Annotated in this window: 13 protein-coding genes and 1 tRNA gene; 6 read left to right on the top strand and 8 right to left on the bottom strand. The window is 60.1% G+C overall.

What is annotated here, in order from left to right:
- The first annotated feature begins 105 nt into the window (after nucleotides 1-105).
- The 3 genes from ACLI1L_RS09225 to ACLI1L_RS09215 all read left to right on the top strand — a co-directional run bounded on the left by ACLI1L_RS09225 (nucleotide 106) and on the right by ACLI1L_RS09215 (nucleotide 1,888).
- Nucleotides 106-684, top strand: coding sequence for a hypothetical protein (locus ACLI1L_RS09225; protein ID WP_411707413.1), 579 nt, complete (start codon nucleotides 106-108; stop codon nucleotides 682-684).
- A gap of 45 nt (nucleotides 685-729) precedes the next feature.
- Entirely contained in the window at nucleotides 730-1,191 is a 462-nt protein-coding gene (locus ACLI1L_RS09220) for a hypothetical protein (protein WP_411707412.1), read from the top strand.
- Nucleotides 1,192-1,684: 493 nt separating this feature from the next.
- Nucleotides 1,685-1,888, top strand: coding sequence for a helix-turn-helix transcriptional regulator (locus ACLI1L_RS09215; protein WP_308767165.1), 204 nt, complete (start codon nucleotides 1,685-1,687; stop codon nucleotides 1,886-1,888).
- A 306-nt stretch (nucleotides 1,889-2,194) separates the two neighbouring features.
- Here the strand turns inward: ACLI1L_RS09215 and ACLI1L_RS09210 are convergent.
- From ACLI1L_RS09210 to ACLI1L_RS09190, 5 genes are all read right to left on the bottom strand, one after another.
- Nucleotides 2,195-2,267: transfer RNA gene (locus ACLI1L_RS09210), tRNA-Arg, on the bottom strand.
- A 70-nt stretch (nucleotides 2,268-2,337) separates the two neighbouring features.
- On the bottom strand, nucleotides 2,338-2,619 hold the full coding sequence (locus tag ACLI1L_RS09205) for a glutaredoxin domain-containing protein (protein ID WP_411707411.1): 282 nt from the start codon (nucleotides 2,617-2,619) through the stop codon (nucleotides 2,338-2,340).
- Nucleotides 2,619-3,149 carry a dihydrofolate reductase gene (locus ACLI1L_RS09200; RefSeq protein ID WP_411707410.1) on the bottom strand — a complete coding sequence of 177 codons (531 nt, stop codon included), beginning with the start codon at nucleotides 3,147-3,149 and terminating at the stop codon, nucleotides 2,619-2,621. Before ACLI1L_RS09200 ends, ACLI1L_RS09205 begins: the two co-directional genes overlap by 1 nt.
- Nucleotides 3,149-3,952: a thymidylate synthase gene (locus tag ACLI1L_RS09195; RefSeq protein WP_411707409.1), complete on the bottom strand. Its 804-nt coding sequence runs from the start codon at nucleotides 3,950-3,952 to the stop codon at nucleotides 3,149-3,151. The genes ACLI1L_RS09200 and ACLI1L_RS09195 overlap by 1 nt, the downstream gene beginning before the upstream one ends.
- Nucleotides 3,953-3,956: 4 nt before the next feature.
- Nucleotides 3,957-4,715: a 3'(2'),5'-bisphosphate nucleotidase CysQ gene (locus ACLI1L_RS09190; RefSeq protein ID WP_411707408.1), complete on the bottom strand. Its 759-nt coding sequence runs from the start codon at nucleotides 4,713-4,715 to the stop codon at nucleotides 3,957-3,959.
- Nucleotides 4,716-4,750: 35 nt separating this feature from the next.
- On the opposite strand from ACLI1L_RS09190, the gene ACLI1L_RS09185 reads away from it, so the two are divergent.
- From ACLI1L_RS09185 to ACLI1L_RS09175, 3 genes are read left to right on the top strand one after another with little or no spacing between them, the layout of a single operon-like run.
- Nucleotides 4,751-9,547: an ATP-dependent helicase gene (locus ACLI1L_RS09185; protein ID WP_411707407.1), complete on the top strand. Its 4,797-nt coding sequence runs from the start codon at nucleotides 4,751-4,753 to the stop codon at nucleotides 9,545-9,547.
- 18 nt (nucleotides 9,548-9,565) lie between these two features.
- Nucleotides 9,566-10,384: a DNA-formamidopyrimidine glycosylase family protein gene (locus ACLI1L_RS09180; protein WP_411707406.1), complete on the top strand. Its 819-nt coding sequence runs from the start codon at nucleotides 9,566-9,568 to the stop codon at nucleotides 10,382-10,384.
- A 24-nt stretch (nucleotides 10,385-10,408) separates the two neighbouring features.
- Nucleotides 10,409-10,822 carry a YccF domain-containing protein gene (locus ACLI1L_RS09175; protein ID WP_023021991.1) on the top strand — a complete coding sequence of 138 codons (414 nt, stop codon included), beginning with the start codon at nucleotides 10,409-10,411 and terminating at the stop codon, nucleotides 10,820-10,822.
- 164 nt (nucleotides 10,823-10,986) lie between these two features.
- Here ACLI1L_RS09175 and pgi read toward each other — a convergent pair whose 3' ends face one another.
- The 3 genes from pgi to ACLI1L_RS09160 form a co-directional block, all read right to left on the bottom strand.
- Entirely contained in the window at nucleotides 10,987-12,624 is a 1,638-nt protein-coding gene (gene pgi, locus ACLI1L_RS09170) for a glucose-6-phosphate isomerase (RefSeq protein ID WP_411707405.1), read from the bottom strand.
- A gap of 86 nt (nucleotides 12,625-12,710) precedes the next feature.
- On the bottom strand, nucleotides 12,711-14,057 hold the full coding sequence (locus ACLI1L_RS09165) for a Na+/H+ antiporter family protein (RefSeq protein WP_411707404.1): 1,347 nt from the start codon (nucleotides 14,055-14,057) through the stop codon (nucleotides 12,711-12,713).
- A 47-nt stretch (nucleotides 14,058-14,104) separates the two neighbouring features.
- Entirely contained in the window at nucleotides 14,105-14,428 is a 324-nt protein-coding gene (locus ACLI1L_RS09160) for a chorismate mutase (RefSeq protein ID WP_411707403.1), read from the bottom strand.
- Nucleotides 14,429-14,467: the final 39 nt, after the last annotated feature.

Below are 14,467 nucleotides of genomic sequence, written 5' to 3'. Positions count from 1 at the left end.
GGTTTCTGAAGCATTCCAGGACTCAACTCAATCCCAATTTGCTTCTAAGGTTTATAAGGCGGACTTAAATAGAAAAACCGTGAAAGGTTAGGAAAGCGGAGAGCGATGGACGCAGAGTGGATTGGAACAGTAGGAACTTGGATCGGTTCCATTGGTACAACTGGCGCAATGGTTGCAGCCCTTCGGCAACTCAGACTCGAAAGGAAGATCAGGAAAGAGGAAGAAACACTTCGAGCCAAAGAGCAAAAACATCGAGACGAAGAAGCCAAACGCGAGCAAGCCAACAAAATTAATTCCTGGATAGACCCAGAAAATGAATCAAATGCACTCATTGTTAACGACTCAAACCAGCCAATCTACTGGGTAGTTATTCATCTGGTTATTTCCGTAGGCGGAGGGCCCCAGACGAGTGAGGCGGTATCAGCCATGAGTGAAGATTGTTGCCCAAACGTTAATCGGTACTTTCGTTGGATGGTGCCCCCTGGAACGTATTTGATGTGGTTGGAACATACCTGGGGAGGAATGATGCGGAAGCCGGGAGTGGAGATCTCGTTTACGGATGCTCGTGGCGAGCATTGGATTCGGCGTAACGACGGGACTGTCGAACCGCTTCCGCATCGCCCTTTTGAATATTTCAAAGTGGAAAATCCATGGGGTGATTTTCCAATACATCCTGTTAAATGATTTTCTCCTCAATGGCTACTAGCCAGGTGATTTTATAATTAGGGCATGTTTTTAAACCTTTTTACTGGAGTAGTGTCCGGAATAATTTCTGGCTTCCTTGTCGCGTTTGCTATTTGGACATTGGATAATTTGCGAAAGCCGGACCTTGAGTTGCACTACCTTGGTTCTCAGCGAGCGGTCATCAAAAACAATCGATTCAAAGCCGTAGTTATAGGTGGGGCATGGGAGTTTGAGAATGGAGAGGTGTTTTATCGACCGGATGGTTTCAGGGGAGGCACCCGAGGGTTCTATATTCCCCGATATGGAGACTTTATAGTCGGAACATCGCACTTTGGACCTGGGCAGACAGCTGATGTGGCTTATAAGCGTGTGAAGAATACAAACGACTTTCAAGAGCGGGTAAGGCTTGAAGAAAAATTCCAGGTGGAGGTGTTCGATGTAATTTCGAAGCCGGAAAAGTTTCCGGGGTGGAAACTTGCTCGCCTAGCTTTCAAAGCAGGTAGCTGATATCGGCCTCTAATCCGGGTTAAGGCGGAAGTGGTTAGCTGAAAGTCTTGCCTAGTCGGTACGGGAAATAGCCTGGGGATCTATACGCGCAGGGTAGCCATTCTTGCGTCAGAGCAATTCATAAAAGTCGTACTGGCTGAAAATGAATCTAACTGTAAAAGTATCGCCGAGACGAAGGTTCGGGATGAAAATGCTCTCGTAAAACCAAGTCTAGCTTAAGTTAAGGAACCTCTAGTTGCGGAATCTGCGGGGTTTGCGGTTCTAGGTTGTATTTCGTTGGTCTGTCTTAGGTTGATGCATTTCGCTGGAGGGTGGGGATTTCTCGATAATGTCTCAGCTGGTTTCGGTGTTGAGAAAGGGCTGGCGGATTTAGTTGCGGCTAGTGCAAAGCGATGCAGCGTTAGGGCTCTTCATTCTGTAGGTGGTGTGCAGAACCCTTGCATGTCGTATATAGATTACATATAGTCGTGTATACCCGACATGAGGAGATTTAATGAGTCGTTTGAAAAATGCGAGGCTGCGAGCTGAGCTGACCCAGGCTCAATTAGCCAAGGATGTCGGGGTTACGCGTCAAACAATCAATCTGCTTGAAAACGGCCGGTATAACCCGACCCTTAAGCTTTGCCTTGCGATCTGTCACAGGTTGGATAGCTCGCTCGACCAATTATTTTGGGAGGAACCGAATTGTCATTCCTAAATAAACTTTCGGACGAACGGCTGCTTGCCAAGAACCTGCGAAACATCAGGATTGCTTTCGTCGTCCAGACTCTCGGCGTAATTGCCGTGCTGGGCTATGAATGGATAAAGAATGGGGCTTACGCAGTTTTCGCCGAGCCATTGTGTCTTGTCTTGCTGGTGAGTATCTCGGTGTATCTGGCACTGACGATTCCCATTGCACGAGAAAACGGTGAAAGATAACCGAGAAGCTCTCGAAGTTAGAGTCGAGAGTTTAATCTAAATCCCTGTTGATGCTGGTCAACAGGGAATTTTTGTGAAAATTTTGTGCCCCAGAGTGGATTCGAACCACCGACACCGGCTTTAGGAGAGCCGTGCTCTATCCCCTGAGCTACTGGGGCGGGGTTGCGTGTGCAACTTGGCTAATCATAGCAGTGGGGCAGGAGTGCCCCGAAATGGCTGGGGCGTGGGTTAGCTTTCGGCCAATTCCTTCTGCTTATTGCGCACGGAGGAGGCCTGTGGGTTGGTCTCGTGGGTGCCGTCGGAGTAGAGGACGGTGGGGATGATGCGGTTGCCGTCGTTGACGGATTCGATCCAGGCGTTGATGTCTTCGGTGTTGTCGCCCTCGACGTCGACAAGCGCGTACGGGGTTTCGGTGCGGTCCAGGTTCTTGATGAGCTTGGCGCAGAAGGGGCACCAGTCGGCGTAGAAGATGGTGACGTCAGCGGTGGTTTCGGGGGTTTGTACAGACATTAGGCTGCATCCTTTCGGTCGTAGGTTAAAAAGCGGTATTTGATGGGGAGATCGCTGGCCTCTTTGTCCGGCAGGGCCAGGTGGCCCTTGGCGGAGGTGAGCCAGTCGGTGCTGTGGGCAAGCCCGAACTCATCGGGGATGGTGGGGGCGTAGATGGACTTCTCGCCGTAGGTGCTGCCGATATTAACGCCCATGAGGGTGACTTCAATGCGGTCCACCTGGTCCAAGGTGGCGGTGTAGATTTGGCCGCCGCCGATAACCCAGGCGTCGGAAAGCGAGGGCATTGCGGTAAGCACTTGGGCGCCGGCGGACCACTGGCCGGGGGCGCGGGAGGAGAGTACGTAATTCTCGCGGCCGGGAAGCGGGCGGAACTTGGGGTTGAGGGACTCCCAGGTCTTGCGGCCCATGATGACCGGCGCGCCCATGGTCACGTCCTTAAAGTGCTTGAGATCCTCCGGAACGTGCCAGGGCATCTGCTCGCCATCGCCAATGATGCCGTCTAGGGACTGCGCCCAGATTGCGCCCAACATTAAACGGACACCTGCGCCTTGATGGTGGGGTGGGGGTCGTAGCCCTCAATCTCAAAATCGGCGAAGTCATAGGAGAACATGTCCTCAGCCTTGTGGAGGTTGAGCTGCGGGTACGGGCGCGGCTCGCGGGAAAGCTGCTCTTTGACCTGCTCCACGTGGTCGTTATAAATATGGCAATCGCCGCCGGTCCAGATGAGCTCGCCCACCTTGAGGCCGGCCTGCTGGGCAAACATGTGGGTCAGCGCCGCGTAGGAGGCGATATTAAATGGAACGCCCAAAAACATATCGGCCGAGCGCTGATAGACCTGCATGGACAAGGTGCCATCGGCCACGTAGAGCTGGAAGAGCAGGTGGCAGGGCATCAGCGCCATTTGGTCTAGCTCAGCGACGTTCCACGCAGAGACCAAGTTGCGGCGGGAATCCGGGTTATTCTTCAGGGTGTCGAGCGCCTGCTGGATCTGATCAATGTGCTGGCCGTCCGGGGTGGGCCAGGAGCGCCACTGCACGCCGTAGACCGGGCCCAGCTCGCCGTTCTCATCCGCCCACTCATTCCAGATGCGGACCTGGTTCTCCTGCAGGAACTTAATATTGGATTCGCCTTTGAGGAACCACAAAAGCTCGCCCAATACCGCGTGGAAATAGACCTTCTTGGTGGTCAGTAGCGGGAAAGACTCGGCCAGGTTATAGCGCAGCTGCGCACCAAAAATGGAGCGCGTGCCGGTGCCGGTGCGATCGCCTTTGGGCGTGCCGGTCTCTAGGACCTTTCGCAGCAGATCCTCGTATGGGGTCTCAATCATGGGCATTAGTTTAGAATCCGCCGTGCTCCGCGGCAAAGGCCTGGGCATGCTCCAGGATTTCATCCTTAAGCTCTGGGCGGCAGATGAGGATATCCGGGATGAAGGTGTCTTCATTATTGAAGCGGATTTCGGAGCCATCGAGGCGGCAGCAGTGCAGGCCGGCCGCCTGGGCGACGCCCACCGGAGCCGCCTGATCCCACTCGTACTGGCCGCCGGCGTGGATATAACCGTCATAATCGCCCAGCAGCACGTGCATGGCCTTGGCACCCGCGGAGCCGACGCCCACGACTTCATAGCTCATTTTCTCCGCAATGTAGTCGGCTACCTTGGGTGGGCGGTTGCGGGAAACGACGAACTTCTTAGACAGCGGGCCGGTGACCGCCCGGACGTCCGAGGACTTGAAAGTAACGCCGAGATCCGGCAGGCCCACCGCCGCGTGGATAGGAATGCCGTTCTCTACCAGGGCGATGTGCACGGCCCAGTCCTGGCGGCCGGTGGCAAATTCCTTGGTTCCGTCGAGCGGATCCACGATCCACACGCGGTCTTTCTTCAAGCGGGCAAGGTCATCGGAGGCTTCCTCAGAGAGCATGCCGTCCTGGGGGCGGTGCTGCTCGAGGACGCGGGCGATCCATTCTTGGGCGGCTTCATCGCCGGCGTCGCCAAGCGAAAGGCCCCGTAGTAGGCCCCCATTGCGCACGCCTTTAAGGATCTCACCGCAGCCCTGGGCGAGGGAATTGGTCAGGCGGGAATCAGAAATCTCGACGGTCATGGTGCCCACATTACAACGCGGACTAGAGTGTGGGCATGCCAGAAAACATCCTCGACCGCTTCCGGCCCCAAGTAGCGCAGTGGTTTCAGGATGTATTTGCCGCCCCGACCGCCGTGCAGGCGCAGGCCTGGGAGAAGATTTCCCGCGGTGAGCATGCCCTTGTAGTAGCTCCTACCGGCTCCGGTAAGACGCTCGCTGCGTTCTTGTGGACGCTGAATAATTTGGTTGAGCGCGAAGGCCAGCTGGCGCTGCCGGTGGGCTCTGGGACTACTGGATCCGCCGCTGGCGTGAAGATGCTGTATATCTCGCCGCTGAAGGCACTCGGCGTGGACGTGGAAAATAACCTGCGCGCCCCGCTGACCGGAATTGCCCGCACCGCGGAGAACCTAGGGCTGGATGTGCCGGATATTTCGGTAGGCGTGCGCTCAGGCGATACGCCGTCAGCCGAGCGTGCGCGGCAGGTGCGCAAGCCGCCGGATATTTTGATTACCACCCCGGAGTCCGCCTATTTGATGCTGACCTCCAAGGCAGCGGGGATTTTAAAGACGGTGGATACCGTCATTATCGATGAGATCCATGCCCTGGCTGGCACCAAGCGTGGCGTGCACCTGGCGCTGACCTTGGAGCGCCTACAGCAGGTGGCCGGAGACTTCCAACGCATCGGGCTTTCCGCCACCGTGCGGCCGTTGTCTGCCGTATCGAATTTCTTGGGTGGCAACCGGCCGGTGGAAATTGTGGCGCCGGCCGCGGAGAAGAAGTGGCAGCTGGACGTGCACGTGCCCGTGGAGGATATGTCCGATCTCCCCACGCCGGAGCAAGGCTCCACCATTGGGGAGATGACGGTGGATGATGCGATTGGCATCAGCTCTCCTTCTGTGGATGAGTCCGCGCTGCCCACGGCCAAGTCCATCTGGCCGTTTATTGAGGATGACCTCTATGCGGACATCATGGCGCATCGCTCCACGCTGGTATTTGTCAACTCTCGGCGCACGGCAGAGCGGCTGACCAGCCGGCTCAATGAGCTCTATGCGGCCGAGAACGATCCGGAATCGCTCTCGCCCGAGACCCGCCGGGACCCAGCCCAGCTGATGAAGCAGGTCGACGTCGCCGGCAAGGCCCCGGCGGTTATCGCCCGCGCCCACCATGGCTCGGTGTCTAAGGATGAGCGCGCGATGACAGAGACCATGCTGAAGGAGGGCACGCTTAAGGCCGTGGTGGCCACAAGCTCGTTGGAGCTGGGCATCGATATGGGTGCTGTGGAGCTAGTTGTGCAGGTGGAATCTCCGCCCTCCGTGGCCTCCGGCCTGCAGCGCGTGGGACGCGCCGGGCACTTTGTGGGCGCGGTATCGCATGGCTCCTTTTATCCCAAACACCGCGCGGATCTGGTGCAGTCCACGCTGACGGTATCGCGCATGCGCGCCGGGCTCATTGAGGAAATGCATACCCCGCGCAACCCGCTGGACGTGCTGGCGCAGCAGACGGTGGCGGCCGTGGCCGCGGCCGGCGAGGACGGGCTCGATGCCGATGAGTGGTACGAGATGGTCCGCCGGGCCTGGCCCTACCGCGATCTGGCGCGCGAGGTCTATGACTCTGTGCTGGATCTAGTCAGCGGCGTCTATCCGTCCACGGACTTTGCAGAGCTTAAGCCTCGTGTGGTCTATGACCGAGTGACGGGAGTGATGACCGCGCGGCCTGGTGCCCAGCGCGTGGCCGTGACCAGTGGTGGCACGATTCCGGATAGGGGCATGTTTGGAGTATTCCTCTATACCGGTTCGGGCGAGGGCTCCGGTGGTGCTCCGCGCCGGGTGGGCGAGCTGGATGAGGAGATGGTTTATGAGTCCAGAGTGGGCGATGTGTTCACCTTGGGCGCTACCAGTTGGCGCATCGAGGACATTACGCGCGATCAGGTGTTGGTCACGCCCGCGCCGGGGCATACCGGGCGCCTGCCATTTTGGAATGGCGATGGCGCGGGCCGCCCCTATGAGTTGGGCAAGGCGCTAGGTGAGTATCGCCGCGAGGTCTTTTCCTCGCCGGATATCATTGCGGATGCCGATGATAATGCGCGCTCCAATATCGTGGCTTACCTGCAGGAGCAGAACGAGGCCACTGGTGTCATCCCGGATGAAAAGACGTTGGTGCTGGAACGCTTCCGCGATGAGCTAGGCGATTGGCGCGTGGTGCTGCATACCCCGTTTGGCCGGCCGGTCAACTCCGCGTGGGCGTTGGCGGTGGGGGCCAGGGTAGGCGAGCGCACCGGCATGGATCCGCAGGCAGTAGCTGGCGATGACGGCATCGTGCTGCGCCTGCCGGAAGCCGAATCCGAACCTGATGGGTTCATCTTCGCCTTCGACGCCGATGAGATTGCCGATATCGTGGCCGAGCAAGTGGGCAACTCTGCGCTCTTTGCCTCCCGCTTCCGCGAGTGCGCGGCGCGTGCGTTGTTATTGCCTCGGCGTAACCCGGGCAAGCGCGCGCCGCTGTGGCAGCAGCGCCAGCGCGCCGAGCAGCTTTTGGACGTCGCTCGCAAGTACCCGTCCTTTCCCATCATCTTGGAGACGGTGCGCGAGTGCGTCCAGGACGTCTACGATGTCCCAGCTCTTACGGAAGTCATGCGGGAGCTGGGCCATCGCCGCATCCGCATTGCGGAGGTCACCACCGAACAGCCCTCGCCCTTTGCCTCTTCGCTGCTGTTTAATTACACCGGCGCGTTCATGTACGAGGGCGATTCCCCGTTAGCAGAAAAGCGCGCGGCCGCTCTGGCCCTCGACCCTGCGCTTTTAGCCAAGCTGCTCGGCACGGTGGAGCTGCGCGAGTTGCTCGATCCGGAGATTGTCGCCGAGGTCCACGCCCAGCTCCAGCGCACCGATCCCTCGCGCCGGGCCCGCACCACCGAGGAGGTTACGGACCTGCTGCGCGTGCTCGGGCCGATTCCCGTAGACGAGCTGGGCGAGCACGCCGACGTGCCGCTTTCCGCCCTGGACCAGCTGGGCACCCGGATTATGCGCGTGCGCATTGGCGGGCGCGAGCACCTAGCCCAGGCCCAGGATGCACCCCTGCTTCGCGACGCCCTAGGTATCCCCATTCCTCCCGGCATCCCTGCCCAAGTGGCCACCATTTCCGATGCCCTGCCGCAGCTGGTCTCGCGGTGGGCGCGCACCCGCGGTCCGTTTGTGCTGCGCGATCTCACCGCGGCCTTCGGCATATCCGTCTCCGCCGCGCACACCGTCCTCGGCGCGCTCGATGGGGTAGTAGAAGGCCGTTACCGGCAGGGCGTCGACGAGCAGGAATACTGCGCGGCAGCGGTGCTCAAGACCATCCGCTCCCGCTCGCTCGCCGCCGCCCGTGCCGCTACCGAGCCGGTCTCGGGCGCCTCCTTCGCCCGCTTCTTGCCGGAGTGGCATAGCATCGCACCGGCTGGAAAGCGCCCGGCCCTGCGCGGGGCCGATGGTGTCTTTTCCGTCATCGAGCAGCTAGCCGGAGTGCGCCTGCCGGCCTCCGCGTGGGAATCGCTCATCCTGCCCGCGCGGGTGGGAGATTATTCGCCCACCATGCTCGATGAACTTACCTCCAATGGTGAGGTGCTCATCCTCGGCGCCGGCAAGGCCGGCGCGGCAGACCCCTGGATCATGCTGCTGCCCTCGGACTACGCGGCCCAGCTAGCCCCGGAAACCGATGCCGAGGGCGTGAGCATGCTGCAACGTGCCATCCTCGAAGTCCTGGGCCGCGGCGGCGGCTTCCTCTTTGCCGATATCGCTGCCGAGGTCCCCGGCACTACCGAGGAGACCCGCGAGGCCCTCTGGGGCTTGGTGGAGATGGGCTTGGTGAGCCCCGATTCCTTCGCGCCATTGCGTACCCGGTTGTCTTCCGGCGGTTCGCGCTCAGGCCGCACCGCGCATCGCTCAAAGCGGCGGCCCACCCGCTCTCGCCTGCGCATGGGGCGCACCTCTTTTGCCCAAGCTCAGAACGCTGCGGCCGCGCAGACTCCGCCCGATGTCATGGGCCGATGGTCGCTGGCTGTGTCTGCCGCCACTGATGCCACCTCTCGGTCGGTGGCACACGGCGAGGCTTGGCTCGACCGTTACGGCGTGCTCACCCGCGGCTCCGTCGTGGCCGAGGACGTGCTCGGTGGCTTTGCGCTGGCCTATAAGGTGCTTTCCGGTTTTGAGGAATCCGGCAAGGCCATGCGCGGCTATGTCATCGATGGGCTGGGCGCCGCCCAATTTTCTACCCCCGCCATCATCGACCGCTTGCGCGGCCTGGCCGATTCCCCGGATGTTACCGGCTGGCCGTCTGGTACCACCGAGCCCGAGACCTTTGTCCTCGCCGCCTGCGACCCGGCCAATCCCTACGGTGCGGCCCTGCCCTGGCCACAGCGCGACGACGCCGACGGCAAAGCCACCGGCGGCCCCACCCGCTCGGCCGGCGCACTGGTGGTGCTTATCGACGGCCTACCCATCGCCCACCTCACCCGCGGCGGGAAAACCCTCACCACCTTCCTGGAATCGCTGCCGGGTGGCATCGACCCGGCGGAGGTATATCCCCGCCTGGTAAGCGCGCTCACGGATATGGTGGCAAGGGGAGTGCTGTCCCCGTTGGTTATCGAAAAGTGCAATGGCAGTCCCATTCATAAGACCGATGCCGCCCACCTGCGCGAAGCCGGTGCCGGAATTACTCCCAAGGGCGTGCGCATCTCCGCACGCGCCGCTGCTCCGCGCACCCCACGCGCCGGACGCCGCGTCAGTGAGGCCATCGAAGAACTCAGCTTTGATGATCCGCCGCCTGCACCGCGCAATAATGGTGGCTTCCGCCCGCGCGGCGGGTACCGTCGCTAAAGATCCACTGGAGGTGTTATGCCCGAAGGCGATTCCGTCCTGCAGCTATCCAACCGCCTGCAGTTTATGGCCGGCCGTGAGGTCACCGGCTGTTCCGTGCGCGTGCCGCGCTATGCCACCGTGCACCTAGACGGCATGGTGTGCGAGCGCGTCTGGCCCTATGGCAAGCACCTCTTCATGCAATTCGACCAGACCATCGTGCACACCCACCTCAAGATGGAAGGTACCTGGGCCATCCATTACGCAGGCGACCGCTGGCGCAAGCCCGGACATACCGCGCGCATCGTCCTGCAGCTGGCCAACTCCCCGCGCGATATTGAGGTCGTTGGTCACCAGCTAGGCTTCGTGGATATCTATCCCGCCGACCAGTACCACCAACGCATCGCGCACCTTGGACCGGATATCCTCGACCCCGACTGGGACCGCGAAGAAGCCCTGCGGCGGCTAAATAACCGTCCCCAACGCGCCATTGGCGCGGCGCTGCTCGACCAAAAGGTCGTCGCTGGCATCGGCAATGAATACCGCGCCGAGGCCTGTTTCCTAGCAGGGGTGCACCCGGCCACACCAGTATCCGAGGTGGATACCGCCCGCATCCTCGACATCTCTCGGCGCATCATGTGGGCCAACCGCACCTCCCCGGTGCGCGTAACCACCGGCGTGCGCCGCGCCGGGGAGACGACCTATGTCTTCGGGCGCAATCGCAAGCGCTGCCGCCGCTGCGGCACCTTCATTACCAAGGGCGCACTCGGCGGCGTGGATGCCGGCGGCGATGAAGGCGAACTCGAGCGCATCATCTGGTGGTGCCCGCATTGCCAGCCGCTTCACCCCGCGAAATAAGATTCCCGCGCTAGTGTGGGGGACATGCGTACCTTTCTTAACATCGTTTGGTTTATCACCGGCGGGTTCCTCCTAGCCCTTGCCTATTTCCTCTTTGGCATCATTGCCTGCATCTTCATCGTTACTATCCCCGCGGGCGTGGCGTCGTTCCGCATGGCTAATTTCGCCCTGTGGCCATTTGGCCGCTCGGTGGTGCAGCCAGTCAAGGGCAGTGGCTCCATGTCCACCTTCTCCAACGTCGTCTGGTTCGTGGTCGCCGGCCTGTGGCTGGCCATTGGTCACGTAACTACCGCGGCGGCACAGGTAGTGACCATTGTGGGCATCCCGGCCGCGCTGGCCAACTTGAAGATGATCCCGGTGACCTGCTTCCCATTTGGCCGCCGAATTGTGAACTCGGAAGAGATTCCCTTCGGCTGGGAGCCGATGGTCAAGCTCTAAACCGCATTCCGCTGACAAAACAAGCACGTTCTGCCTAATGTTCCTTTGATTTGGGGCAGAACGTGCTTGTTTTACATCGTCGTGGGGCAAGCGAGGCCATAAAGCAGCCGCGTTATCCGCCCCGCCGAGTTGGTGGGAGGAGATAACGCGGCTCAAAGTAGGCGTTAGCGGTGGTTGCGGTACCAACCGATGAGCTCATCGGTGGATTGGTCGCCGGATGCGGCATCCTCCTTGCCAGAGACGGCCGGCGCCAGGTCATTAGCCTGCTGCTTGCCCAGCTCCACGCCCCACTGGTCGAAGGAGTTGATATCCCAGATAACGCCCTGGGTGAACACGATGTGCTCGTAGAGCGCGATGAGTGCGCCGAGGGTCTGCGGGGTGAGTTCCTCGGCCAGGATGGTGGTGGTCGGGCGGTTGCCTGGCATGACCTTGTGCGGCACGATGGCCGCGTCCACGCCCTCCGCCGCGATTTCCTCTGCGGTCTTGCCAAAGGCCAGGACCTTGGTCTGGGCAAAGAAGTTGCCCATGAGCAGATCATGCATGGAGCCGGAGCCATCGGCGGTGGGGAAGTCCTGCTTCGGGCGGGCGAACCCGATAAAGTCCGCCGGGATGAGGCGAGTGCCTTGGTGCATGAGCTGGAAGAAGGCGTGTTGGCCATTGGTTCCTGGCTCGCCCCAGTAGATTTCGCCGGTAGACGGGACGGTGACCGCGGTGCCGTCGCGGCGCACGGACTTGCCATTAGATTCCATGGTCAGCTGCTGCAGGTAGGCCGGGAAGCGGCCGAGGTCCTGCGAATAGGGCAGCACGGCGTGAGTCTGGGCGCCGAAGAAGTTGGTGTACCAGACGCCAAGGAGGCCCATGAGTGCGGGGACGTTTTCCTCCAGCGGAGTAGTGCGGAAGTGCTCGTCCATGGCGTGGAAGCCCTCCAGGAAGCGCATGAAGTCCATCGGTCCAATGGTGCACATAAGGGACAGGCCAATGGCGCAATCCACGGAGTAGCGGCCGCCAACCCAATTCCAAAACGGGAACATGTTCTCGGTATCGATGCCGAACTCGGCTACCTTTTCCGCATTGGTAGACACAGCGACAAAGTGCTTGGCCACGGCGGATTCATCGCCATCGAATTGCTCGATGAGCCAGCGGCGCGCGGCGTGTGCGTTGGTCAGCGTTTCCTGGGTAGTGAAGGTCTTGGAGGCGATGATAAATAGGGTGGATTCTGCATCCAGGCCATCGAGGGTGGCGGCCATATCGGCCGGATCCACGTTGGAAACGAACTCTGCGGAGATGCCAGCGACCTCATAGGAGCGCAATGCCTTAGCAGCCATGGCCGGGCCAAGGTCGGAGCCACCGATGCCGATATTGACTACCTTTTTGATGGTGTGGCCGGTGTGCCCTAGCCAGGAGCCGGAGCGCAGCGCGGTGGCGAAGTCACGCATGCGGCCTAAAACCTCGTGGACATCGGCGGCGACGTCCTGGCCGTCAACGGTCAAGTCCTCTTCGGCCGGGATACGCAGCGCGGTATGTAGCACGGCGCGCTCCTCAGTGTTATTGATGTGCTCGCCGGCGAACATGGCATCGCGGCGGGACTCTAGATCGGCAGCCTTGGCTACTTCTACCAGCTGCTTGACGACGTCCCCGTCGATCAGGTTCTTCGACAGATCAACGTGTAATCCGGCGGCGTCGAAAGTGAAGTTGCGGGCGCGGTCTGCATCGGCGGCAAAAAGCTCGCGGAGGTTAAGGTCCTTTTTATCCTCATATACTTTCGCGAGCTCGCTCCATTGGGCAGATGCGGTGATATCCATGATGGTTGGCCTTTCTGGCAACTAGCGCATTGGCAACATTTACCCCTCCCACCGTAGTCCAGAAAGGGCAACCGCGTCGGGCCCTTCTAGAGGATGAGCGCGCCTGCCCAGCCGGCGATGAGCAGCGGAATATTGAAGTGGATAAAGGTGGGAATGACCGAGTCGCGGATGTGGTCGTGTTGGCCGTCTGCGCCGAGACCGGCGGTGGGGCCGAGGGTGGAATCGGAGGCGGGAGAGCCGGCGTCGCCAAGCGCGCCTGCAGTGCCAATGAGCGCAACGGTGGCCGCGGGGCTAAAGCCTAGCGACATGCACAGCGGCACGTAGATAACGGAAATAATGGGCAGCGTGGAAAAGGACGAGCCGATGCCCATGGTGACTACCAAGCCCACCACCAGCATGGCACCGGCGGAGAGGACCTTATTGGTGCCAAAGAGGTTGGCGGTGGCATCCACCAGTGGGCCGACCTCATTGGTGGCCGTCATGACCGAGGCAAAGCCCTGGGCGGTAATCATGATGAAGCCGATGAGCGCCATCATCTTCATGCCGTGGGTAAAAACGTCATCGGCATGCTTCCAATCCACCGCGCCGGTAAGCAGCAAAATACCCAACCCGGTAAGCGCACCCACCATGAGGCCATCGGACTCGAAGTCGAGCGCCTGCATGACAATTTGCACAGCAAAGGTGGCAATGATGGCCACGACGGAAACCCAGACCTTATAGGTAGAAGGGGTCTCTTGGTGCTCCGCAGCGGCGATGGGTAGGTCCTTATAGTCACGCGGTTTGCGGTAGCTAAAGAAAATAGCGATGAGCAGGCCTGCGAGCATACCGAGCGCCGGCACACCCATAACCTGCATGATATTGATATCCGAGGTATCCAACCCTGCCTGCTGGATATTAAAAAGCAGGATGTCATTTAAGTAGATGGAGCCAAAGCCCACCGGGATGAACATGTAGGTGGTAATAAGGCCAAAGGTCAGGCAGGTGGTAATGAGCCGGCGGTCTAGGCGCAGTTTATTCATCACCTTAAGCAGCGGCGGAACGATAAGTGGAATGAAAGCAATGTGAACCGGGATGAGGTTTTGGCTCATCACGGACATGGCAATGAGCCCGAGGATGAGCATCCACTTGGTGGCTAGGGCCGCCTTGGGATCCGCTTCGCCGCTGCCGCCGAGCTTGCGAATGAGGAAGTTCGCCAGGATTTGCGGCAGCCCGGCCGAGGCCACGCCCATCGCAAAAGCGCCCAAAAGGGCATAGCTCAGCGCAATCTTGGCGCCGCCGCCCAAGCCATCTTGGAAGGCAACCATGGTGGCATCGAGTCCCATGCCGGACATGAGTCCGCCGACGATGGCACCCAAGAAGAGAGCCACCACCACGTGCACGCGCAAAAGGGCGAGCACGAGCATGACTATGACGGCGATGAGAACTGCATTCATGCTTAGCCAGGATACTGCATAGTATCGGCTGGCCAGTAATTATTCGGCTAGCCCAACCGCCCGCGGCCCATGCGCAGCAGCGCCGAGGCAATAGTGGGGCCTTCTTCGCCGAGTTCATCGCGGAACTGATTCAAAATTGCAATCTCGCGTGTGTGAACGAGGCGGGTGCCGCCGGAGCTCATGCGGGTGCGGCCGATGGCCTGCGAGACTTCCGTGCGGCGCTTGGCAGCATCCAAAATGATGCGATCCATGCGGTTGATTTCTTTGCGATACTGCTGGATCTCCGCATCAGAAAGGGGATCATCCGTGCCTGAAGGCGTGCGGATGTCCAAGCCATTATTGACGATGTCCTTTTTATCTTCTGCGGTCATAAAACCATATTGTGCCACCCGCTCGTGCAAAAGGAAATA

The sequence above is a fragment of the Corynebacterium sp. LaCa117 genome (assembly GCF_046717765.1).
Taxonomy (GTDB): domain Bacteria; phylum Actinomycetota; class Actinomycetes; order Mycobacteriales; family Mycobacteriaceae; genus Corynebacterium; species Corynebacterium kefirresidentii.
Note: the sequence above shows the minus strand (reverse complement) of the source record. Positions and strands in the feature narration are given on the sequence as shown.

Coding starts and splice junctions, on each gene's coding strand:
- ACLI1L_RS09225 (WP_411707413.1), top strand. CDS start 106: ATGGACGCAGAGTGGATTGGAACAGTAGGAACTTGGATCGGTTCCATT.
- ACLI1L_RS09220 (WP_411707412.1), top strand. CDS start 730: ATGTTTTTAAACCTTTTTACTGGAGTAGTGTCCGGAATAATTTCTGGC.
- ACLI1L_RS09215 (WP_308767165.1), top strand. CDS start 1,685: ATGAGTCGTTTGAAAAATGCGAGGCTGCGAGCTGAGCTGACCCAGGCT.
- ACLI1L_RS09205 (WP_411707411.1), bottom strand. CDS start 2,619: ATGTCTGTACAAACCCCCGAAACCACCGCTGACGTCACCATCTTCTAC.
- ACLI1L_RS09200 (WP_411707410.1), bottom strand. CDS start 3,149: ATGTTGGGCGCAATCTGGGCGCAGTCCCTAGACGGCATCATTGGCGAT.
- ACLI1L_RS09195 (WP_411707409.1), bottom strand. CDS start 3,952: ATGCCCATGATTGAGACCCCATACGAGGATCTGCTGCGAAAGGTCCTA.
- ACLI1L_RS09190 (WP_411707408.1), bottom strand. CDS start 4,715: ATGACCGTCGAGATTTCTGATTCCCGCCTGACCAATTCCCTCGCCCAG.
- ACLI1L_RS09185 (WP_411707407.1), top strand. CDS start 4,751: ATGCCAGAAAACATCCTCGACCGCTTCCGGCCCCAAGTAGCGCAGTGG.
- ACLI1L_RS09180 (WP_411707406.1), top strand. CDS start 9,566: ATGCCCGAAGGCGATTCCGTCCTGCAGCTATCCAACCGCCTGCAGTTT.
- ACLI1L_RS09175 (WP_023021991.1), top strand. CDS start 10,409: ATGCGTACCTTTCTTAACATCGTTTGGTTTATCACCGGCGGGTTCCTC.
- pgi (WP_411707405.1), bottom strand. CDS start 12,624: ATGGATATCACCGCATCTGCCCAATGGAGCGAGCTCGCGAAAGTATAT.
- ACLI1L_RS09165 (WP_411707404.1), bottom strand. CDS start 14,057: ATGAATGCAGTTCTCATCGCCGTCATAGTCATGCTCGTGCTCGCCCTT.
- ACLI1L_RS09160 (WP_411707403.1), bottom strand. CDS start 14,428: ATGACCGCAGAAGATAAAAAGGACATCGTCAATAATGGCTTGGACATC.